The sequence below is a fragment of the Halolactibacillus miurensis genome (assembly GCF_900116255.1).
Classification (GTDB): Bacteria; Bacillota; Bacilli; order Bacillales; family Amphibacillaceae; genus Halolactibacillus; species Halolactibacillus miurensis.
Map to the genome: position 1 here is coordinate 375,102 of NZ_FPAI01000001.1, position 22,999 is coordinate 398,100.

19 protein-coding genes are annotated in these 22,999 nt (G+C 40.6%); 13 read left to right on the top strand and 6 right to left on the bottom strand.

All coding sequences use genetic code 11. The features are described from left to right. Positions 1-205: 205 nt before the first annotated feature. The 4 genes from gmuD to BM390_RS01595 all read right to left on the bottom strand — a co-directional run bounded on the left by gmuD (position 206) and on the right by BM390_RS01595 (position 3,604). Complete coding sequence (gmuD, locus tag BM390_RS01580) at positions 206-1,588, bottom strand: glycoside hydrolase family 1 protein (protein WP_371859893.1); 1,383 nt, start codon at positions 1,586-1,588, stop codon at positions 206-208. Between the two features lie 11 nt (positions 1,589-1,599). After that, positions 1,600-1,905: a PTS sugar transporter subunit IIA gene (locus tag BM390_RS01585; RefSeq protein ID WP_089852766.1), complete on the bottom strand. Its 306-nt coding sequence runs from the start codon at positions 1,903-1,905 to the stop codon at positions 1,600-1,602. A gap of 88 nt (positions 1,906-1,993) precedes the next feature. Further along, positions 1,994-3,277 (bottom strand): PTS cellobiose transporter subunit IIC, encoded by a 1,284-nt coding sequence (gene celB / locus BM390_RS01590; RefSeq protein WP_089852767.1) that lies wholly within the window; start codon positions 3,275-3,277, stop codon positions 1,994-1,996. A gap of 15 nt (positions 3,278-3,292) precedes the next feature. After that, entirely contained in the window at positions 3,293-3,604 is a 312-nt protein-coding gene (locus BM390_RS01595) for a PTS sugar transporter subunit IIB (RefSeq protein ID WP_089852768.1), read from the bottom strand. Between the two features lie 336 nt (positions 3,605-3,940). Between BM390_RS01595 and BM390_RS01600 the strand changes: the two genes are divergently transcribed. The 10 genes from BM390_RS01600 (at position 3,941) to BM390_RS01645 (ending at position 14,878) form a co-directional block, all read left to right on the top strand. Further along, complete coding sequence (locus tag BM390_RS01600; RefSeq protein ID WP_089852769.1) at positions 3,941-5,107, top strand: AGE family epimerase/isomerase; 1,167 nt, start codon at positions 3,941-3,943, stop codon at positions 5,105-5,107. Further along, complete coding sequence (locus BM390_RS01605; RefSeq protein WP_089852770.1) at positions 5,104-6,282, top strand: glycoside hydrolase family 130 protein; 1,179 nt, start codon at positions 5,104-5,106, stop codon at positions 6,280-6,282. Before BM390_RS01600 ends, BM390_RS01605 begins: the two co-directional genes overlap by 4 nt. Before the next feature lie 178 nt (positions 6,283-6,460). Beyond that, positions 6,461-7,474, top strand: a complete 1,014-nt coding sequence (locus BM390_RS01610; protein WP_246806774.1) for a substrate-binding domain-containing protein — start codon at positions 6,461-6,463, stop codon at positions 7,472-7,474. 30 nt (positions 7,475-7,504) lie between these two features. Then, positions 7,505-8,098: a DUF624 domain-containing protein gene (locus BM390_RS01615; protein WP_089852771.1), complete on the top strand. Its 594-nt coding sequence runs from the start codon at positions 7,505-7,507 to the stop codon at positions 8,096-8,098. Positions 8,099-8,564: 466 nt separating this feature from the next. After that, on the top strand, positions 8,565-9,929 hold the full coding sequence (locus BM390_RS01620; RefSeq protein ID WP_089852772.1) for an ABC transporter substrate-binding protein: 1,365 nt from the start codon (positions 8,565-8,567) through the stop codon (positions 9,927-9,929). 115 nt (positions 9,930-10,044) lie between these two features. Then, positions 10,045-10,953, top strand: coding sequence for a carbohydrate ABC transporter permease (locus BM390_RS01625; protein ID WP_246806775.1), 909 nt, complete (start codon positions 10,045-10,047; stop codon positions 10,951-10,953). A gap of 1 nt (position 10,954) precedes the next feature. Then, a complete protein-coding gene (locus BM390_RS01630; RefSeq protein WP_371859894.1) occupies positions 10,955-11,785 on the top strand; it encodes a carbohydrate ABC transporter permease in 831 nt (276 codons plus the stop codon). A 24-nt stretch (positions 11,786-11,809) separates the two neighbouring features. After that, positions 11,810-12,832, top strand: coding sequence for a glycoside hydrolase family 130 protein (locus BM390_RS01635; RefSeq protein ID WP_089852774.1), 1,023 nt, complete (start codon positions 11,810-11,812; stop codon positions 12,830-12,832). Positions 12,833-12,985: 153 nt separating this feature from the next. Continuing rightward, positions 12,986-13,915 (top strand): glycoside hydrolase family 113, encoded by a 930-nt coding sequence (locus BM390_RS01640; RefSeq protein WP_089852775.1) that lies wholly within the window; start codon positions 12,986-12,988, stop codon positions 13,913-13,915. 9 nt (positions 13,916-13,924) lie between these two features. Next, on the top strand, positions 13,925-14,878 hold the full coding sequence (locus BM390_RS01645) for an alpha/beta fold hydrolase (protein WP_089852776.1): 954 nt from the start codon (positions 13,925-13,927) through the stop codon (positions 14,876-14,878). A gap of 186 nt (positions 14,879-15,064) precedes the next feature. Here BM390_RS01645 and BM390_RS01650 read toward each other — a convergent pair whose 3' ends face one another. Beyond that, complete coding sequence (locus BM390_RS01650; protein ID WP_089852777.1) at positions 15,065-17,293, bottom strand: alpha-galactosidase; 2,229 nt, start codon at positions 17,291-17,293, stop codon at positions 15,065-15,067. Positions 17,294-17,455: 162 nt separating this feature from the next. On the opposite strand from BM390_RS01650, the gene BM390_RS01655 reads away from it, so the two are divergent. Together BM390_RS01655 and BM390_RS01660 are read left to right on the top strand one after the other, a co-directional pair. Continuing rightward, the gene (locus BM390_RS01655) at positions 17,456-19,951 is read left to right on the top strand and encodes a beta-mannosidase (RefSeq protein WP_089852778.1); all 2,496 of its coding nucleotides are present in this window, start codon (positions 17,456-17,458) and stop codon (positions 19,949-19,951) included. Between the two features lie 241 nt (positions 19,952-20,192). After that, a complete protein-coding gene (locus tag BM390_RS01660; protein WP_089852779.1) occupies positions 20,193-20,714 on the top strand; it encodes a GNAT family N-acetyltransferase in 522 nt (173 codons plus the stop codon). A gap of 181 nt (positions 20,715-20,895) precedes the next feature. On the opposite strand, the gene BM390_RS01665 is transcribed toward BM390_RS01660, so the two are convergent. Continuing rightward, positions 20,896-21,624, bottom strand: a complete 729-nt coding sequence (locus BM390_RS01665) for an HAD family hydrolase (RefSeq protein ID WP_177220597.1) — start codon at positions 21,622-21,624, stop codon at positions 20,896-20,898. 273 nt (positions 21,625-21,897) lie between these two features. Between BM390_RS01665 and serC the strand changes: the two genes are divergently transcribed. Continuing rightward, entirely contained in the window at positions 21,898-22,989 is a 1,092-nt protein-coding gene (serC, locus tag BM390_RS01670; protein WP_089852781.1) for a 3-phosphoserine/phosphohydroxythreonine transaminase, read from the top strand. Positions 22,990-22,999 lie beyond the last annotated feature (10 nt).

Genomic DNA, 22,999 nt, shown 5'->3' on the forward strand with positions numbered 1-22,999 from the left:
TTTACTAGTGATCAAAAGTAAGCTGTCTTGTGATTAAAGTTACCCCTATTATAACAAACCTTTATGTGCGTAACGGTCACTTCGCAAGATATCTTAACAAAGTATACCTTTAACTATAATAAGGTACTAGCGCAATGCGATTGCATTGCGCTAACACAGTTATAGGTAGTGTGTCATTGTTACAATATATTAATCTACTTTCTATTTAATGTACCAGTTCATTTGTTTCAGCAAGTTGCTTAAACCAGAAAGCGCTCTTTTTCGCAGTGCGATGTTTCGTCTCTAGATCAACGGAGAAGAAACCGTAACGGTTCTTATAAGCGTTAGCCCATGACCAGTTGTCCATAAATGTCCATAAGTGATAACCCTTGACGTTACAACCTTCTATTAGTGCGCGATGGAGCCACGTTAAGTGCCCATAAATAAAGTCAATCCGGTAATCATCTTCAATCCGTCCGTCTTTGATGAAGCGTGCTTCGTTTTGGACACCCATCCCGTTTTCTGAGATGAAGCAATCGATGTTGTTGTAATTATCCCGTAAGTTAATCATGATATCGTAGATGCCTTTTTCATAGATTTCCCAACCGCGATAGACATTCATCTTCCGACCAGGCATCTCATAATTATCGAAGAACCAGTCCGGTAAGAATGGACTATCAGGATGTGGGGTATGTGTCTTAGCTTTCACTCGGCGCGGCTGATAGTAATTCACCCCAAGAAAATCAATCGGATTATTTTTAAGTAACAACGTATCTTCTGGTTTAGTTTCTGGTAAGTGATCATATTCTTTTAACAGATTAATTAAATCTTCAGGGTATTCGCCCTTAACGACAGGGTCGAGGAAACTGCGGTTAAAAAACAGGTCGCAAATGTGACTTGCTTTTAAATCGCTTGGATGCTGACTTCTCGGATAGGACGGCGTTAAGTTTAGAATAATCCCGATTTTACCATCATAGTGATCGTGGTAATGGGCGCACACTTTTTTGTGTGCAATCATCGTATGGTACGCGACTTGAAACGCGCGCTTGGCGTCAACCACATTGGGATAGTGGAAATCGTATAGATAACCTCCTTCAACAGGGACAATCGGCTCGTTAAACGTAAACCATACTTTGACCCGGTCACTAAAGAGTGAGAAGGCGATTTTCGCGTAATCGACATACAAGTCCACGACTTTGCGCGATTCAAATCCACCTTGTTCTTGTAGGTAAAGCGGCATATCGAAATGAAACAGGTTAACAAACGGCTCAATCTCATGAGCGATGAGGGTATCAATCACATCGTTATAGAAAGTGACGGCCTCTCGATTAAGCTGGCCTGATTCATCTAGCAATCGTGCCCAAGAGAGTGATAGGCGGAAACTATTGTGTCCAAAGTCTTTCATATTTTTAATATCTTCTTTATAGCGATGATAAAAGTCAGACGTTTCACTCGGTCCGACTTCATCGAAAAAGCGATTAGGTTCTAAGTTGTACCAATGATCCCAGATCGTTTTCACTTTTGTGCCATGTTGGTTACCTTCTGTTTGTTCAGCTGAGGCGGCAGAACCCCAGTAGAAATCTTTTGGAAATGTGCGTGTAGTCATCATGATCCCCTTTCTTATTTATTGCGATAAATTTCGATGATTTCAATCGCTAAATCGCGAACCGTCATCGACGTCATTAAATGATCTTGAGAATGAATTAAGATTAAATTGATATCTTTACTATCGCCTCGCGCTTCTTGTTGAAGCAAGTCCGTTTGAAAGCGGTGAGCGCGTGAAAGTTCTTCATTTGCCTCTGTTATTTTGTCATCAGCCCCGTCAAAGTTACCTTCTTTCGCTTCTTGAATAGCTTCCATAGCGCTGGATTTGCCGTTACCGGCAAATAGAATGATTTGAAAAGCGATTTCTGTCATAGATTGCATAGTGGTGTCCCCCTCTAAATCGTTGAGATAATAACAGCCAGGCACAAGGGCCTGGCCGCTGTTTGTGTGTGTTATTATAAGTGTTACATTAGTTCGCTTTTTGTTCAGCTTCGTAATATTGTTTGTCAATCACTTTAAGGAACGGTAACCAGATCACAAAGACAATCCCCATGTTGATTAGCTGCATAACCGTTCCCATAATTTTATTCCCGGTAGCAAGGTAACCACTTAAGAGTGCAGGTGTTGTCCACGGCACGATGACCCCGGCCGGTCTTGGCACAAAGCCAATCGACATTAACGTATAGGTCACAATCGCTACAACAACTGGTGCCAGTAACCAAGGGATAATAACAAGTGGGTTCATAATAATTGGCATACCGAAAATAACGGGTTCGTTAACGTTAAAGATCCCAGATCCAATCCCGAGTTTCCCTAAGTCTTTTAGTTGACGACTCTTTGCGACAATAAAGATAGCGAGTAACACAGCGAGCGTCATACCTGACCCGCCAATACCAACGATAAATGTATCGATAAACTGCTTTGTCACGATGTTTGGTAAGACGTCCGCCCCTGCTTGGAATGCTTCTAAATTTTGTTCGTTTAACGCATACCAGATTGGGTCAAAGATAGAGTTGATAATAATTTGACCATGTAACCCGAAAAACCAGAATACTTGAATTAACAGGACCGCAATGATGGTAGCTGGTAAGCCGCTACCAAGAGACGTTAGTGGTGCTTGAATAATCGTATAAATAAAGTTTTGTACCGTATCGTAATCAGTAAAACCGAAAAGAATGCGGACAGCTAAGAAAATCGCGAGTGTTAAAGAAATAGGAATTAAGGCACTAAACGAACGCGATACCGCACTTGGTACACCTTGTGGCATTTTAATGGTTAAATTCTTACTTACAAATAGTTGATACAACTCAGCCGCAATAAAGGCGGTGAAAATACCTAGGAACATCCCTTCAGCACCGAGGATGCTCGTTGGGATAACATTCGCTGTGTCACCTAATACTTGTGGTGTTAAGACTAAGAACGCCGCAATACTCACAGCTGCTCCGTAAATCGCCTCGCCACCCCGTTGTTCAACCATCTTGTAGCCGATCCCCGTAATAACGAACAGACCCATAATTGTGAGTGTTGCTTGAGAAGCTGGGCTTAAGGCTTGTTGATAGGCTTGGTAAGCATCTTCTCCAATCAATTTATCTAAGAAGGGTAAGTTAGCTAAAACGACAAAGATCGAACCGAAAATGATAATCGGTAAGGCAACCATAAAGCCATTACGTAAAGCAGTGAGGTAGCGGTTATTATTGAGCTTATCCGCTACTGGCAATAAGACATTTTCAAGCATATTCATAAATTTATTCATTGGTTAAGCCTCCAGTTAGTTTTTTTCAATCAATTTAATCGCATGATCTAAAACCGCGCTTCCATCAATGCGTCCATAAGACACCGAATCAATGACATCAACGGGTACACCAAGTTCTTGACCGGTCTTTTCAAACTTCTTTTTCATAAAGCGCATTTGAGGGCCGATAAGTAAGACGTCTGCTTCTTTCATATCTTCAGGTGCTTTGTCCTGGGCGACGGCCCAAATTTTCGCATCTAGTCCGCGTTCATTGGCGACCGCCTCCATTTTTGATACGAGTAGGCTTGTTGACATGCCTGCGGAACAGGCAAGTAAAATTTTCTTCATGTGAATCATCCTTTCAAGTATGATGTGTTTTCTTGATAGTTCAAGTGTATGGGATAAGCGCTTACATTACCACGTGTTGTTTTTCCGTATCCTTCCGGAACTTTTCTAACGCCTCTGTTGGCAATGTTTTAAATAAGAAACAGTGAAAGGTCTATTAGATGAAGAGGAAAAACTAAGGGCGGATGATGTCGATTGATGATAGAGAAAAAACAGCGGAAAGGCCCTCGTCATGTCAAGTTCGTGTGAAAAAAAGAAAAGGCTTTCTATTGACATTTATATAAAGGTTACTTATTATTAAATTATTAAGTTATCGATTAACTAAACGGAGGTGACCGAATGAATAAAGAAGCAATGAAACAAGAATTAACAACGACCATTTTACCGTTTTGGATGAAGTTAAAAGATGAGAAACATGGTGGCTTATATGGCCGTGTCGCTTATGATTTAACGGTCATGGAAAGGGCAGAAAAAGGCGGGATTGCCGCTGCCAGACACTTATGGGCTTTTTCAAGTAGTTACCGCGTATTGCGTCAGTCTGAGTACTTGGAAATGGCGCATCACATGTATCGATTTATTAAGGAGAAATGCTTTGACCAAGACTACGGTGGTATCTACTGGATGCTTGACTACCGGGGAGAAGTCATGGATGATCGTAAACACATCTACGCACAAGCGTTTATGATTTATGGCTTAAGTGAGTATTACCGAATTACACAGGATAAAGAAGCGCTTGATTTAGCTTTAGACCTGTATGATTTAATTGAGGTCAAAGGTTTTGATAATAAGAACGGTGCTTATAAAGAAGAATTTACTCGTGAGTGGATAGAAGCCCCGAATGAAATGTTGAGTGAAAATGGTGTGGTCGCAAATATTACGATGAATACCCATATTCATATTTTAGAAGCTTACACCAATCTCTATAAAGCAGCGCCATCAAAAGAGTTAAAAGTGCGTTTAGAATACTTGTTAGATAGACACGTTGAAAAAATCTATCAAGAGGATCACTTCTTAGGTGTCTTTTTTGATAAGAACTGGAACAGTATTATCGACTTACAGTCGTTTGGTCATGATATTGAAGCCTCCTGGCTGATTGACGAAACGTTAAAAGTACTTGAATGCGACGTGCCGAAATACCATGAGATGGTGCAAGATATTGCCTATAATATTTTAAATGTTGCTGTCAATGAGGATGGCTCAATGCAGAACGAGCGGGAAAATGGTGTGGTCGATGATACACGCATTTGGTGGGTTCAAGCAGAAACTATGCTGGGTTTTTATAATGCTTATGAGAAAACAGGAGATGAAGCCTTTAAAGAAGCAGCTGAGAACTGTTGGACATTCATTATGGCGCATATAAAAGATCCGCGTCCTGGTGGGGAATGGTACTGGTCACTGACAAAAGACAATCAACCGATTAAACGTGATGTAGCTGAACCTTGGAAAGTCTCCTATCATAATACACGTAGCTGTCTAGAGCTCATCGAAAGGATGGAAAAACAATGATACACGAAAAATATTTTAAATTAAAAGACAAACAAGAAGCCTTACTGACAAGAAAAAATGAGGTTAATCATGACTTTTATAACGGTATTTATGACCGCTATCAACATCCGGTTATTACCCGTCACCATGTGCCGATTCACTGGCGTTTTGATTTAAATAAAGACACAAACCCTTACTTCCAAGAACGCTTAGGAATTAATGCGACGCTTAACCCAGGGGCATTGTATCATGATGGGAAGTATTATCTTGTCGTTAGAACAGAAGGATTAGACAGAAAGTCAATCTTTACACTCGCGGTAAGTGACACTGGTGTGGATTATTTCCGTTTTATCGATACGCCGCTCGTCTGGGAAGATGTCGATAAAAAAGAAACGAATATGTATGATATGCGCTTAGTGAAACATGAAGACGGCTATATATATGGTATTTACTGTTCGGAAAGTAAAGACCCGGATGTACCAGCAAGCGACACATCAAGTGCGATTGCTCAAGCGGGTCTTGTTAGAACAAAAGATTTAAAAACGTGGACAAGACTACCGAATATCAAAACGCCTTCCCCACAACAACGTAATGTCGTTCTTCACCCAGAATTTGTTGACGGCAAATATGCGTTTTATACCCGACCGCAAGATGGTTTTATTTCTACCGGTTCAGGTGGTGGGATTGCCTTTGCGCTATGTGATGATATCGAAAATCCTGTCATCACAAAAGAAGAAGTCATTCATGAACGTGAGTACCATACCGTTTATGAGGTGAAAAACGGACAAGGACCGGCGCCGATTAAAACGGATAAAGGTTGGCTGCACATCGCGCATGGTGTGCGTAATACTGCGGCTGGCTTGCGTTATGTTCTTTACGTACTGGTCACAAGCTTAGATGACCCAACGAAAGTCATAGCGCAACCAGGTGGACACTTCATTGCCCCTTATGATGATGAACGTGTAGGTGATGTCTCAAATGTTATTTTCTGTAACGGAGCTGTCGTGAATGAAGAGAAAGATTTATTCATTTACTATGCATCAAGCGATACACGCGTGCATGTCGCAAAAACAACCGTTGATCGGTTACTGGACTATGCGTTTCAAACACCAGAAGACCAATTCCGTTCATTAGATAATGCGAAAGTAAGGAAAACGTTAATTGAAAAAAATGAGAAGTTGTTAAGTAACGAGTAAACTAAGAATATCCTACTCGAATTATACATGCTTTATTGCCTTATGGCCTAAGGTTTGGTACTATTAAGAGGTATTCATTTAGTTAATTAACTAAGTTCATGTACTTAATAAAGTTATAACTTAGGTTGAAATTTTGAGGCAATAATCGATGGATGTTTGAAGATGGGATGTGTTGAAGATGGCGAATGTAACAATGAAAGATATCGCTGAAAGAATCGGTGTCAGTAGTGTCACGGTGTCAAAAGCGCTCAATGATAAAGAAGGCGTGAGTGATGCGCTAAAAGATAAGATTAAACAACTTGCCGATGAGATGGGCTATCGTTATAATACGACGGCAAAATCGATGAAGAACGGCTTAACCTATAATATTGGGGTCGTGATTCCTGAACGATTTTCAGGTGGAATGTCACAATCTTTTTACTTCCGCGCGTATCAACAAGCGGCTCGTGTCTTTGAGCAGTATGGGTATTACGGGATTATGAATATCTTAACAGATGCGGATGAAGAAGCGCTGAAATTACCACGTTTGTATTATGAAAAGAAGGTGGATGGCTTTATTTTCTTAGGTCAACTCTCGAGTGACTATATTAACTTAATCAAAGAAATGGACATGCCAAAAGTGTTTCTTGATTTTTATGATGAACATGATGAAATTGATTCGGTCATTACGGATAACTTCTTTGGTGCCTATGATTTAACGAACTTCTTGATTAATAAAGGGCACACAGATATTGGTTTTGTCGGTAACTTGCATTCAACGAGTAGTATTCAAGACCGTTATCTCGGTTACTACAAATCACTGTTAGAGCACGGGAAAGATCTTAACTCGGATTGGATTATTAATGATCGTGACAAACGAGGAAAATACATTGCGTTTAAGTTACCTAAAGAGATGCCCTCAGCATTCGTATGTAACTGCGATCAAGTCGCGCATTTGTTTGTCACTCGGTTAAAAGAAGAAGGTTATCATGTGCCAGAAGACGTTTCGGTGGTTGGTTTTGATAATGATATTTACGCCACGATTACCGATCCGAATTTAACAACTGTTGAAGTGGATATTGATGAAATGGTGGCTGAAGCGGTAAAAGTCATTATTAAGAAAGTCCAAGGTAACAATAAATGTTATGGAAGACAATCGGTTAAAGGTAAAATCATCAAACGAGACTCTGTCTCGGACAAAAGACAAGGGTAGTTCTCTTGTCTTTTTGTCTTTAGGAAGGGTGTGAAGATCATCGGTACAAAAGTCGTTGAATGGACGTTAGCGGTCTATCACTACATCGTATTAGCGCTCTATTTTTGGGTTGGCATATTAAGAGGGTTAGTTCTCTATGGCATCACACCAGCGTGTGTGAGTCTGTTTCTTACGTATCAGGCGATGAGAAACCATGAAGAAGTTGATGAAAAATATATTAAACAACAATTTTTCAAGCATTACCGAGATTATGATCACTATAAAGTTTGGTCATTTTTGATGAGTGTCGGTCTGTTGTTGTTGACGGCACTTTTCACTTTTAGTTTATCGCGTGGTGTTTCGTTAGTTTTTGTCGTCGTGATCATTTATTTCTTATTATTGTTGATTGGTGCGGTGAGTTTTACTTTTTACGGCCTAACAATCCATAAAAAAGCAGGCCGTATCGCCTTTGCGGAAGGTTTTGTAGAAATGATTAAACAAATAAAAATAACCGTGCCGCTCCTTATTGCGGTCGTCGTGTTACTTGGCATTCTTTACTATAATGGGGTACTCTTTCTCGTTGTCTTTCCTGCGGGGTATGCGGCGGTTGTTACAAGTTTGTTAAATAGATCAAGTCAAAGTTAAAGCAATCGATGCCATTGCTTTTTTCTTTTGCTTAAATGTCCTTATGATAGTGCCCCTATTAAATCGCTAGGCTGTGTGTAGGAATTTGATGGGAGTTTTTGATGTGGGACGAAAGGGTAGATTGAATGAGATTAAGTAATGAATTAAGTGAATATAGAATTGTTTACTTAAAAATTTAGCTATTCTAAAATAAGTATGCGTTTAAAAAAGTCTAAAAAAAGTTTGCCTCTTAAAGGAATCGTGAATCTTGTATAGTCAAGCATTGAAATGGCACTGTTAGGGGCTTTGTTACTTTATTAAGTAAAATTACTTAATAAGATTTACGTAATTAAGTAATATGTTAAATTATTTTGCTGAAAAACTATTGACGGGTAAACGTTTTCAATATACAATATACTTATTAGCTTAGCGATAACTTAAAGTTAAGTTAATAAAAGTTTTAAAAGAAAAGAAAGGGTGTTTAATTATGGGTAAAAAGTTAATGGTTTTATTACTAAGTCTGTTTATGCTTGTTGCTTTAGCAGCATGTGGCGGAGACGATGATGATGCATCAGGTTCAGATGATAATGGTTCAGATGATGGATCAAGTGAAGATGTACCGATGCATGAGGCGTGGAAAGACATGGACCCTGAAGAGATAGAAGGCGATTTAACGGTTATCACACACCGTACAGACATCGTTGGCGATGTCTACCAAGAGTACAAGGAAGCGTTTGAAGCGAAGTATCCAAATGTGAATGTTACGTTTGAAGCGTTAAACGATTACGGTGGGGATATTATGCCACGTATTAATACACAAGATTTTGGTGATGTACAATATTTACCTGTAGAAGTACCGATTGAAGATATTCCGAATTTCTTCGAACCAATGGGTTCATTAGAAGAAATGGAACAGGATTTCTTAGGTGTTGAAGAACGTGCGGTTGATGGTACTGTTTATGGTATTCCAATTGCAGTTACGTATACAGGTGTTATCTATAATAAAGCGGTCTTTGAAGAAGCGGGTGTAACGGAATTACCAGAAACACAAGCAGAATTCTTAGAAGCGTTACAAATGGTGAAAGACAATACAGATGCGATTCCGCTATACACAAACTATGCGGATGCTTGGCCATTAACGCAGTGGCAAGGGGCGTTATCAACTACAGCTGGTAACGAAACTTACTATAATATCGATATGTTAGATGATCCACGTCCGTTTGAAGCGGGTGACCCACACTACGAGCACTACAAACTTATGTATGATGTGGCTGAACAAGGTTTAATTGAAGAAGATCCACTGACTACTGACTGGGAAGCTTCTAAAGTCATGATGAATGAAGGCGAAATTGCGACAATGGTTCTTGGTTCTTGGGCGCTTGAACAAATTCAAGGGGCTGGTCCAAACGCTGATGATATCGCGATTATGGCTTATCCAAATGATGCCGAGCGTACGTTGTTCTCGTTAGGTGCTGATTTTAATATCTCTATCAGCAAATTTAGTGAAAACAAACCAGCGGCTTTCGCTTGGGTAGATTGGTTCATTAATGAATCAGGATATTCTGTAGAACAAGCAGGTGGTATCAGTGCATCTAAGGATGTGCCACTTCCTGATTCGTTAGCGGATGCTGAAGCGGCAGGTGCTGAGTTTGTGATGCTTGAGCCATCTCCAGACGAATTACAAGGTAAATTAGACGAGATTGATAAAGAATCTGAGGTTGGTCTTTGGGGTCAAGATAAGAAACAAATCTTAGTTGAAGCGGCTATTGGTAACCGTGACATGTCATTTGACGATGTCATGAATGAATGGAACGATGCCTGGGAAGCGGCTTACAACAAAATTATGGAATAAATATTCCAACGTGTAAAACAGATGAAAAAGGAGTGCTCCTCGTGCTCCTTTTCTCATCTTTAAAGATAGAAAGAACGCTTGCGGCTAGATATTAGGAATTAGGAGGTGCGGACCCTTGTCTAAATTCAAACAAATCATCAGTAAATTACGATTTTCAAATATTTCTTATAAAGCACAGCGCAACATCATTATTGTGTCGTTTCTGGCGATTCCGATGACGTTGCTTGGCACGTTCGCATTCTTACCGGTAATCAATATGTTTTGGTACAGCTTTACCGATTGGAATGGTTATAGTGAGATGAATTTTATTGGATTTGAAAATTACAAGACAATCTTTTCAAACCCTGAATACTTTGCGGTATTTAGAGTCAGTTTGTATTATTTCTTTGCGACGTTTGTCCAATTGGGCATTGCGCTATACTTTGCGACCATTCTTAGTTTTGAAGTGAAGTTCAAAAACTTTTTTAAAGGCGTTTTGTTCTTCCCTTACTTACTAAACGGTGTCGCGATTGGGTTAATGTTTTTATTATTCTTTAGAGCGGATGGCACGCTTGATACTGTTCTTCAAGCTATTGGCTTAGGTCAATTCGCACAAAAATGGTTAGGTAACCCCGATCTCATTAACTACTCATTAGCGGGTGTATCGGTCTGGCGCTACATGGGCTTTAACTTCATTATTTTCCTCGGGGCAATTTCATCAATTCCTAATGAGATTTATGAAGCCTCTGAAATGGATGGGGCCAATCGGTGGCACCAATTCCGTTACATTATTTTACCGAGTATAAAAATTATCATATCACTGAACTTAATTTTAGCAGTCAGTGGATCCTTAAGTGCGTTTGAGATTCCGTTTATTATGACAGGCGGTGCCAATGGTAGTGCGACCTTTGTTATTCAGACGGTTAATACCGCATTCAAGTATGGTAAGATTGGTCTCGGTTCAGCGATGGCTGTAATCTTGCTCTTTATCGTGGTTATTGTAACGGGTATTCAAAGAAAATTCTTTAGTGAGGGGGATGAATAAGGTGGAGAGTAAACATGTCTTAGGAAAAGTATTTAAATATTTTACGCTCATACTTGGTGCTGCCTTTAGTATCATTCCAATCTTAGCGATTTTCTTCGCGTCATTTAAGACAGGAAATGAATACGGATCAACAGGTGCCTTAGCCTTACCAGAGAACTGGATGAACTTTGAAAACTACACACGCGCCTTTAGCGAAGGGAATATGCTCGTCGGTTTTAAAAATACGGTGATTATTCTCGTCATTTCCGTTATTGGGACAACATTGATTGGTTCGATGGTGGCGTTTGTGTTGCATAGATTCACATTTAAAGGAAGTAAATATATTTTAGGTGCCTTTTTACTGGCCACTTTAATTCCGGCTGTAACAACGCAAGTCGCAACATTCCAAATTGTGCACCGTTTAGGTTTATTTAATACGATTTTCGCGGCGATTGTCTTGTATCTTGGGACAGATATTATCGCCGTCTATATCTTCTTGCAATTTATGGACTCCATTTCTATTTCGCTCGATGAATCAGCGATGCTTGACGGGGCGTCTTACTTAACGATTTACCGTAAGATTGTTTTACCGCTCCTAAAACCAGCGATTGTCACGGTATTTATTATTAAAGGGGTCAATGTGTATAACGATTTCTATACACCGTTCTTATACATGCCAAAAACAGATCTTCAAGTAATCTCGACTGCGCTCTTTAAGTTCCAAGGGCCCTTTGGGGCGGAGTGGCAAGTCATTACTGCTGGCGTTATGATTGCGATTATTCCTACGATGATCGCCTTCATCTTCTTACAAAAATATATTTATAACGGATTAACAAACGGATCGGTTAAGTAACTGTATCGAAAGGGGACAATGATTATGACAAAAGTAAAAATGATAGCGGAAAAAATCCATGCGATGCCTTGGGAGGATAAACCAGAGGGGTTAGATGTACCTGTTTGGCGTCACAGTCAAAACCCAATAATTAAACGCAATCCAGCAAAAGGGATCGCGCGTATCTTTAATAGTGCGGTTGTGAGTCACAATAATGAATTTATCGGTGTCTTCCGTGCGGAAACGATTGATGGACGCCCGCACTTACATTTAGGTAAAAGTGAAAACGGTCTAAACTGGGAGATTGAGGAAGATAAAATTCCATTTGTGGATGAGGAGGGAAATAGCTTCCAACCGCCTTCCGCCTATGATCCGCGTTTACTGAAAGTAGAAGGCACCTACTATATTATTTGGTGTACAGACTTTTATGGTGCGGCGATTGGTGTGGCGAAGACAGACGACTTTAAAACATTTGTTCGCTTGGAAAACCCGTTCTTACCATTTAACCGAAACGGCGTCTTATTCCCGCGTAAGATTAATGGTAATTATGTGATGCTGTCTCGTCCGAGTGACAGTGGTCATACACCATTTGGTGATGTGTTCTTAAGCGAATCACCGGATATGACTTACTGGGGTAAACACCGTCATGTGATGACAAAAGGCGGCTACGGTTGGTGGCAAAATGTGAAGATTGGTGGCGGTCCAGCCCCAATTGAAACGTCAGAAGGATGGCTCATGTTTTATCACGGTGTCACAGGCACATGTAACGGTTTCGTTTACTCGATGGGCGCGGTTATTTTAGACTTAGAAGAACCTTCAAAAGTAAAATACCGTTCGAAAAACTTTGTGTTAACACCGGAAGAACCATACGAAACAACCGGTTTTGTTGATAATGTCATCTTCCCTTGTGCCACATTACATGATGCAGATACAGGTAAGATTGCGATCTATTACGGTGCGGCCGATACGTATGTGGGTCTTGCTTATACAACCGTCGATGAGATCGTTGAATATGTCAAAGCGACATCTGAAGAAGTGGCAGATGATGCCGAACTTGGTCGTAAATAATAGATAAGTTAAAAGCTAGTATACCTTATAGGTGTACTAGCTTCTTTTAAAAAGGCAGTAAGATTTCTCGAAATACGTGGGAAGAGAATGAGTAAAAGAATGAGAAAAGCAACAAGATGCTTAAATAACATACAGAGATAGGAATGGATATAAATGAATTTTATTAAAGGATTTACATTTGGTTGGGATAGTAGGCGGGGCGACTTTTTAAAAGAAGAAGCAAAAGAAAGTTTACGTCTAATGCAAGAGCGCACGGCGAGTGACACCGTTATTATAGCAATCAGCGCCCTACAAGAGACGGCACATACGACGGAAGTAGATTACTGGGGTGAGCATATGGTCAGTGATGAAGAGCTCATCGACATGATTGATTATGCGAAAACGTTAGGGTCAAGGGTTATTTTGAAGCCCACGGTGAATTGTAAAGATGGGACGTGGCGCGCGCATATAAACTTCTTTGATTTAGATGTTCCGTGTGAACCGAAATGGTCAGATTGGTTCAAGTCCTACACGGCGTATCAAAAGCATTATGCCGACATTGCCGAACAAACAGGTTGTGAGATGTTGATTGTGGGTTGTGAAATGGTGCAAACCGAAAGGCGAGCGGACGAGTGGCGGGCGCTCATTCGTGATGTAAAAGACGTCTATCATGGCCTCGTGAGTTATAACACCGATAAGTATCAGGAAAGTCAGGTTCCTTTTTGGGATGTGGTTGATGTGATCTCGTCAAGTGGTTATTACCCGACAGGTGAGTGGGAACAAGAACTCGACCGCATTGAGAAGGTTGTGAAAGCGTACGATAAACCGTTCTTTTTCGCAGAAGCAGGCTGCCCAAGTCGAACGGGTTCAAGTCAGATTCCGAATGACTGGGGCCATGTAGGTGACGTTAACCTTGAAGAACAAGCTCACTTTTATGAAGATATGTTTTTGACGGCCGGAAAGCGTGACTTTGTGATGGGGTTTGGTCTTTGGGACTGGAATACATTACTACACACGCTAGATGAAGCCAAAAAACATGATGGTTATGGCGTCTACGGGAAACCGGCTGAACGTGTGATTTTTGACTATTACAATAAGAAATGAGGAAACGATATGCATCTTGATTTACCAATAGAACAGCTAAAACATTATCAAGGCAAGAATCCGAAGCCGACGGATTTTGATCAATACTGGTCACAATCTTTGGCAGAACTTGAGGTGTTATCACTTGATTACGAAGTAGTAGAGGCGGACTTTCAAGTTGAAGGTGTGACACTCTATCATTTAACTTTTACCGGGATAGGTGGCGTGAAAGTTCATGCGAAATGGGCTAAACCGCATCAACCAACCGGGCAAGCTGTTGTCATGTTTCATGGTTACGGCGTAGATAGTGGGGACTGGCTTGACAAGGTTGCTTATGCGAAAGAAGGCATCCATGTTTTTGCGATGGACTGTCGTGGTCAAGGTGGTTTAAGTGAAGACTCGATCGTCACGATTGGACCGACGGTACGTGGACATATTATCCGCGGGTTAAAAGATAAAAATCCGAAAAACCTTTACTATCGATCGGTATTTTTAGATACAACCCATCTTGTTAAAATCGTGCAGTCGATGGAAGATGTTGATTCAAATCGAATAGGGTCCTACGGACAAAGTCAGGGCGGTGCCTTGGCGCTCGCGGTCGCAAGTCTTGTGCCGGAGATTAAGAAAACATACAGTGTGTATCCATTTTTAAGTGACTATAAACGTGCGTGGGAGATGGATGTCACAAACTCCGCTTATGAGGAGCTTTCGTTTTACTTTAGAAATGTTGATCCGATGCACCAATTTGAAGACGAGACCTTTTTAAAATTAGGATATATTGACTTACATCACTTAGCGCCGCGGATCGAGAGTGAGGTCATTATGGTAACGGGGATGCGAGACAATATTTGTCCGCCATCGACACAGTTTGCGGTCTTTAACCACTTGCAAACGAAAAAGACGCATCACTTATATCCGGAACATGGTCATGAGTTTATCCCGCATCACGCCGATGAAGCATTTCAGTTCTTTAAAGCCCTTTAATGTAAAGAGCTGTTTATAAAAAGAATTGACATATGACGTGTGGTATGATTAGGGTGAACCATAATTAAACAAATAATGAACAAAGTGAAAGAGGCAGCCATCCGATTGATGTCTGCCTCTTTCTGTTGAAGTTTAAATTCTTTTGACCGGTGGGGTTACCGGTCATGTATGTTAAAAGGGAATAAGCTATTTTTTTGTTAGTGTAAAAATGTGTGATTGATAGTCACCAGGGTGTTCGCGGCCCCAATACTCATTGGCGCGGTCGGTGAAGTCATCCGCAAGAATAATGCCATAAGCCATCAGTTCTGATCCGTAGTATTCTTTATTTAACGGTGCCACGTGATACAAGCAGTCTTTATCAAGACCGGTTAACTTAATCCGCTTATAGCCTTCGTTTGGTTTAGCGAGTACTTTATAGTACCCAACTAACGCCTCTGACTGGTCATGACTGACGACCATCCAAGCCGTTTCATTTGATTCAAACGGACTAAGCAGTCGGTGGAACGTCCCATGACTGATAAGTTCGCGATAGCGTTTAAAGAAAGTGACTTGTTTTTTCACAGTCTCTTTTTCGGCGGCTGTTAATTCCGTGACATCTAACTCATAACCAAACGTGCCGAAATAGGCTACCTCCGCTCGTGTTTGAAGCGGTGTGCTTCTTCCGACTTGATGGTTAGGAATTTGTGACACGTGTGAACCAATCGCAGATAATGGGTACACCATTGATGTCCCGTACTGGATTTTCAGTCGTTCTACCGCATCGGTATCATCGCTCGTCCATGTTTGGGGTGCGTAATAAAGTAAGCCTGGATCAAAGCGACCACCACCACCGGCGCATGATTCGAATAAAATCTCAGGATATCGAGTGGTCAGCTTTTCGTATAATTTATATACCCCGAGAATGTACCGGTGAAAGGCTTCGCCTTGTGCCTGCGGTTGTAATGTGCGTGAATAGGCTTCCGTGATGTTCCGGTTCATATCCCACTTAATATAACTGATCTCGCTATCGTCAATAACCGCTGTCATTAATTGATAAATATGTTCAATGACCTCGTCACGAGAAAAATCTAGGACGTATTGGTTTCGTCCGTGTGATGGTGAACGGTCTGGAGCTTCTAGTAGCCAGTCAGGATGATCTTCATATAACTTAGTTCCATGAGAAATCATTTCAGGTTCAAACCATAAACCAAAACGCATTCCAAGCTCAGTGACTTTCTTTGATAAGGCACTAATGCCATTCGGTAGCTTATCGTGGTCGACAAACCAATCACCAAGCGAAGTGGCGTCATCATTACGTTTACCGAACCAACCGTCATCTAAAACGAACAGTTCAATCCCTAAGTCTTTGGCTGATTTCGCAATCGTTAAAATTTTGTCTTCGTCAAAATCAAAGTAAGTCGCTTCCCAGTTGTTAATTAAGATAGGACGTGTTTTATCACGCCAATAACCGCGCGCTAGACGCTTTCGATAAAGGTCGTGGAATGTTTGACTCATACCTGATAAACCTGCTTGTGAATAAACCATCACGGCCTCAGGCGTTGTGAAGCTATCACCAGGGGTGAGTTGCCAAGCGAAGTGAAACGGATTAATCCCCAGTGAGACACGACTCACGTCGTATGTATCCACTTCTACTTGTGCTCTAAAGTTGCCACTATAGACAAGGCTAAATCCATACACTTCCCCGGTTTGTTCCGTCGTGTGTGGACGTTTTAAAGCGATAAATGGATTATGGACATGTCCAGATGCCCCGCGATTACTTGAAACGGACTGCACACCTTTTTTAAGAGGAGAAACACCCACGTGTGCCTCTCGTGCCCAGGCGCCATTTAATTGAACCATCTCAAAATTGTCATCCGGAAAGTCTATGCTCAACGACTGTGCCTCAGAGAGTGTATAGGTGGCGATGCTGTTGTTGATGAAATGACTGTGACGCGTGATCACCGCACGGTCAGTATAAATCGTATATGACAGTTCTAACGTCACATCAATCACGTCATCAACTAACGTAATGATCAGTGTCTCTGCTTCATCCTCTCTTTCGACGTAGGTATGTGGAAGACCTGATAGGGTGGGCTTGCCTTTTATGATTCTATAACTATCATAACGAAAATCGGTGATGTATGACCCGTTCGGTTGTTCAATCGTAAAAGCGGGATAACGGAAGTCCGTTGTTCCGTAACTGGGGTATTCTTGTTTGATATGTTCAAATGATGATGTATGGTCACCTGTGAAACGGTTCGTTGATGGGCGAACCTCGCGTTCAATTAAATGGCTGAAATCTGAGCGGTGATGTACCGCTTCGCCGTAATAAAGATGTTCGAGTTGCGCGCTTTTCTCAAGCACCCTAAAAATATAGCTAACATCATTATTGGTTAAATGAAACGAAAGAGTTGCATCATTCACGTGAATTGTCATATAATCACCTCATAAAGTTATTTTAAAGTTATCGATAAGTTACTTTATAAAATATTTTAACATAGTCAATCGGTGTTTGCTAGTGTTATTTATCGATATATTATTCATATAATTTAACTTTGTTTAGCTAATAATAAAAGATGGAATCAGAGGAGTGAAACGATGGAAAAGATGATAGTATCAGATTGGCATTTTAAACAGTATGGCAAAGAACAGTGGCACCGAGCCTTTGTGCCGGGTTGTGTTCATACTGATTTACTAAAGAATGGTTTGATTGACGATCCATTTTATGAAGATAATGAAAAGGCTTTGCAGTGGATAGATCAAGTCGATTGGTGCTATGAAACGACTTTTGATGTCTCCGATGATAGGTTAGAGAAAATCATGACCTTTACTTTTCATGGTTTGGACACATATGCAGATATTTATGTAAACGGTGTCCTCGTTAAAAAAACGGCCAACATGTTCCGGGTGTATCAGCTTGAACTGAATGAATACGTCACGGTAGGAAAGAATACACTGATGATTATCTTCCAATCACCAATTAAGACAGATTTACCGAAGCTTGAAGCACTTGGGTATCAGTTGCCGGCTGCGAATGATGACAGTGAGATGGGTGGGTTAGGAGATAAAAAACTGAGTGTCTTTGCCCGAAAAGCGCCGTTTCACTATGGTTGGGACTGGGGTCCAAGGTTTGTCACCTCAGGTATATATAAACCAGTCGAACTGACTGTCTATGAGGCATTGGATGTTCGTGATCTCTATCTTCAAATGGATACCGTTGAAAAAGATATAGCAACAGGCCAAGCAGAAGTAACAATGGTAGTTGAAAAAGCCGGCCTTTACACCCTTAGTTTACACGCGGAGTCGTTCCGGTATGAAGAGACTTTTAACTTAACAAAAGGAACTCAAACCGTTCATTTACCTGTTTCAATTAAGCAACCGAAAAGGTGGTATACGCATGACTTAGGTGAACCGTATTTGTACACGTTCACTTTAACTGTGCGCAATGAGAAAAATTTAATCGCGCATAAACAAATGAAAACAGGTCTCAGAAAAGTAAGACTCGTGACAGAAGATGATGCGAATGGTCAAACCTTTTATCTTGAACTTAATGGCGAGCGCTTGTTTATTAAAGGTGCGAACCATATTCCAAATGATAGTTTTGTTAGTGAAGTTACAGATGAGCGCTATCAAAAGGAAATTCAGGCAGCGTTATTTACTGGTATGAATATGTTACGTGTATGGGGCGGGGGTATTTACGAAAGGGATATCTTTTATGAGTTATGTGATGAAAAAGGTATTCTTGTCTGGCAAGACTTTATGTTTGCTTGTAGTATGTATCCAGGTGATGACGCGTTTCTAGCGAACGTGAAACAAGAAGCGATTGATCAAGTCACCCGTCTCAGACATCACCCGTCCATTGCACTGTGGTGCGGGAATAATGAGATGGATGCGGCGTGGGCGCATTACGAAGAAGAGGGTGGCTGGGGTTGGAAAAAACCGTTTAGTCATGAGTTAAGAGAAAAGATATGGGCAGATTATCAAATAATCTTCCATGATGTATTGAAAAACGTCGTTGCTGAACGAACAGATGTTGATTATTGGTCGAGTTCCCCGCTCGCTTATGAAGTAAATGATGCTTCACGCCACGCGCTCGGAGTTAAAGAAGCGGGAGATGTGCATTACTGGGACGTGTGGCATGGGAAACAGCCGTTTCATGCATATGGTGAAAATGTTGGGCGCTTTATGAGCGAATATGGTTTTCAGTCTTTCCCTGAAAAACGTACCGTAGATACGTTTATGACCGAAAAAGATTACCGGATTGATTCGATTCCGATGTTGCATCACCAAAAGAACGGAGACGGCAATCATTTGATTGAGACGTATATGAAAGAAGTTTTACCAGAACCAAAAGATTTTGAAAGCTTCTTATATATGAGTCAAGTGCTCCAACAAGAAGCGATGAAACAAGCGATTGAAGCGCACCGAAAGGCGATGCCTTACTGTATGGGTACGCTCTACTGGCAACTCAATGACTGTTGGCCTGTAGCTTCATGGTCAAGTATGGATTACTATGGCCGCTATAAAGCTAGCCATTATCAAGTAAAAGAAAGTTTTAAACCACAATTGTTGGTGGTGAGTGAATCTGAAGGTGATGTGATCGTTCATGGTGTGAATGACCAACAAGCATTAAAGGGTGAGCTTGTCGTCTCGCTTCAGTCGCTCGCAGGTGAAATGCTTTTGGAAGATGTGACAACCGTCACGTTACATCAACAGACAAGCACAGCGCTTACCGTATACAAAAAGGCAACCTTACTTAAAGGTATGACGCTATCTGACGTTGTCTTCCTTGTTGAGTTTAAGTCAAACGAAATAAAAGAAGTCATCAGCAATCGCTACTATTTCGTCAGTGCCAAAGACTTAGCTATAACACTTGCGCCAATCGAGGTGGAACAAGTTTCACCTTATGTTTACCGGGTAACATCAGAGGTATTTCAAAAAGCCGTTTGTTTAGAAGCTTCTGTCGAAGGACATTTTTCTGAGAACTTTTTTGACTTATTACCTGGTGAAGAAAAAGACGTTGTCTTTTATCCAGGTGGTTTACATCAAGGAGTGGATGTATGGGCTAAGGGTATGTGTTCATTTGTAAAATAATATAAAACGATACGAAAAAAGTGATGATTATGCCTATATGGTTGCTCATCACTTTTTTGTATTCTTGTTGAAATCAATTGTTTCAATATGGACTGAATATCTACATTTGATGCTTCGGTTAAGTCTTTTCCTACTTGAAATGCCATGGCGCCATGTTAAGGCATGTGGTTGATAATGTGTGAATAAATTATGCTACACTAATAGAAGTGAAAAATGAAACAGATATAAAGGAGCGAGCGAGATGATTGGATTAAAAGTGTTTGATGAGACTGATTATCAGGCGTTTATTGATTGGCAACAAGAGGCAACAGAGAAGGATTTGTTTAGTTTTATGGGACGTACATTTACACTCCCGGTCACAAAAGCACAGCTAGCGGTGTATGTTGAAAAGGCAAAACAACAAGCGTTACCGGTCGAGTTATATACAGTAATTGAAGAACAAACCGGAGAAAAGATTGGTCATATTCAAGTGGCGGAGATTGATGAGGTGAATCAATCAGCCTTTTTAAATCGTATCTTTATCCGTAAAGCCAGTCGTGGTAAAGGGTACGGACGTCTTCTTATGGAAGAGATGAAACGTTACGTTTTTCAAGAACGGGGTTTTCACCGGTTATCGCTTTATGTGCTTAGTAATAATCAAGGCGCATACAAGATGTATCAAAAGGCAGGGTTTGTAGAAGAGGGTGTTATGCGAGAGTCTAGGATTTTCAATGGTGAGTTTTTAGATTTGCATTTAATGAGTCTGTTGTCAACTGATCACTAGACTAAGTTGAACTTAAAATACCCATGGACATTTGAGAGAAAGGATGACGTCATAGCGACTCATGCTCGATAAAAAACACCGTTAAATCAAAGATGTTTCATTTTGATTAACGGTGTTTTTATGGAAGTTTCGGTGTGTTAAAGAGTAGTTACACGTCTATTAAAGTAGAAGTAATGGTGAGTCATCGGTCCTTACTGCCAAGTTGACTTTTAAAGAATGCTAATAAGTCTTTAGCAGTTGTGGCTGTATAATCTGGTCGTATCTCTCCTTCAGGTTCGCGGAGACGATGATTGAACCAAACGACCGAAAGTCCAGCGCCCTTAGCCCCTAACACATCATTTACATAAGCATCCCCAACATAAAAAGTGGTGTCTTTATTCAGGTTCAGTGTATTGACGATATGGTCAAATACCCGTTTATCTGGTTTTTGAAATGGCAGTGCGCCTGAAATGAATTGGTGAGTCGGCTTCACCCACTGATTCATGCCGAGTTGGTTGATTTTCATCTGTTGGTGATCGGCATTCCCATTTGTGAGAATAGCCAATGTTACGTCTTTCGCTGCTAAATAATCAAGTAACGCTCTTACTTCGGGTATGAGCGTGATTTTATTTTGGTAGGCGATGTAAGTATCTTGAAACAAAAGGGCCTCTTGTTTTGAAATCTCATAGCCTAAGTCTCTCATTGACGCAGTGATGCGGTAAACTTGCAAGTCTTCTGTCGTGATTTCTCCTCTTTGTTCTTCTTCAAATACATCATCGCTATATTTTCGGCTTAATAGATACAACGATTCAATATCTGCTTCTTTAAGTGGGTAAGTGAAGCTATCAAGTAATGCTTGTTTAAAAGGGAAGTGTTGATCATATAACGTGTCGTCAACATCGAAAATGACGGTCGTTACCTGTTGTGTCATCGTGGTCGCCTCTTTCTTCTCTGTGTCGGTTATTTGCATTTTATCTTTATCTATTCTAACATAAAAAGGGTACGTGAAAAAGTTTCATAGCTTTCAATTGTGCTAATTTTGAGAATATTCACTTGAATGAGAGAGGGATTTTTGATATAATGGGTCGAGTAGACTCGCATAAAAACTGAGCTTCGTTTTATGTCACGTGGAGAAATAAGGGGGACCTTATTTTAAATAAAGAAAGATGGTAAAAAAACTAAAAGAATAGGTGTGGTTAAATTTATGAATCCAGTTTATAACTTTTCAGCAGGACCATCGACATTACCGAAAAGTGTACTAAAAAAAGCAGAGGCAGAGTTATCCAATTATAAAGGCTCTGGCATGTCAGTAATGGAAATGAGTCACCGTTCCAAATTATTTATGGATATTATCCAAGATGCAGAAAAAACATTACGTGAGTTAATGAATATTCCTGATAATTATACTGTCTTGTTCCTTCAAGGGGGAGCGTCAACGCAATTTGCGATGGTGCCAATGAACTTGATGATTAAAAACAAGAAAGCCGACTATGTTATTACCGGTACATGGTCACAAAAAGCCTATGAAGAAGCGAAGAAATATGGTACACCGCGTGTGATTGCTAATTCACACGGCGCGGACCTTTCTCATATTCCGAAAGTCACTCGTGACATGATTGATCCTGAAGCGGATTATGTTCATATTACAACGAATAATACAATCGAAGGTACGTGTTTCTATGAATTACCTGATACAGGTGATATTCCGATTGTTGCCGATATGTCATCAAATATTCTATCAGAATTGATTGATGTGACAGATTACGGTTTAATTTACGCTGGTGCGCAGAAAAATATTGGTCCAGCGGGTATGACTGTTGTTATTGCACGCAACGACCTGATTGGTCGTGCGCCTGAGAATGTGCCAACGATGTTAGATTATGCCGTACATCAAAAAGCAAACTCTGTCTATAATACACCACCAACATTCCCAATCTACATGGCGAAACTTGTCTTTGATTGGATCAAAGATGATATCGGTGGATTAGCTAAGATGGCTGAGTTAAATGAGAAAAAGGCAAATCTTCTATATGAAACGATTGATAACTCTGTGTTATTTGAAGCAACAATTAAAGATCGTGACCGCTCTTGGATGAACGTCCCGTTTATCTCTAAAACAGGTGATGCAGAACTTGAAGCGAAATTCATTAAAGAAGCTGGAGAGCGCGGACTTGTGACATTAAAAGGTCACCGTTCTGTTGGCGGCATGCGGGCAAGTATCTATAACGCCATGCCAATGGAAGGTGTACAAGCACTTGTTGATTTTATTAAAGAATTTGATCAAAACAATCAATAACAGGTAGTCA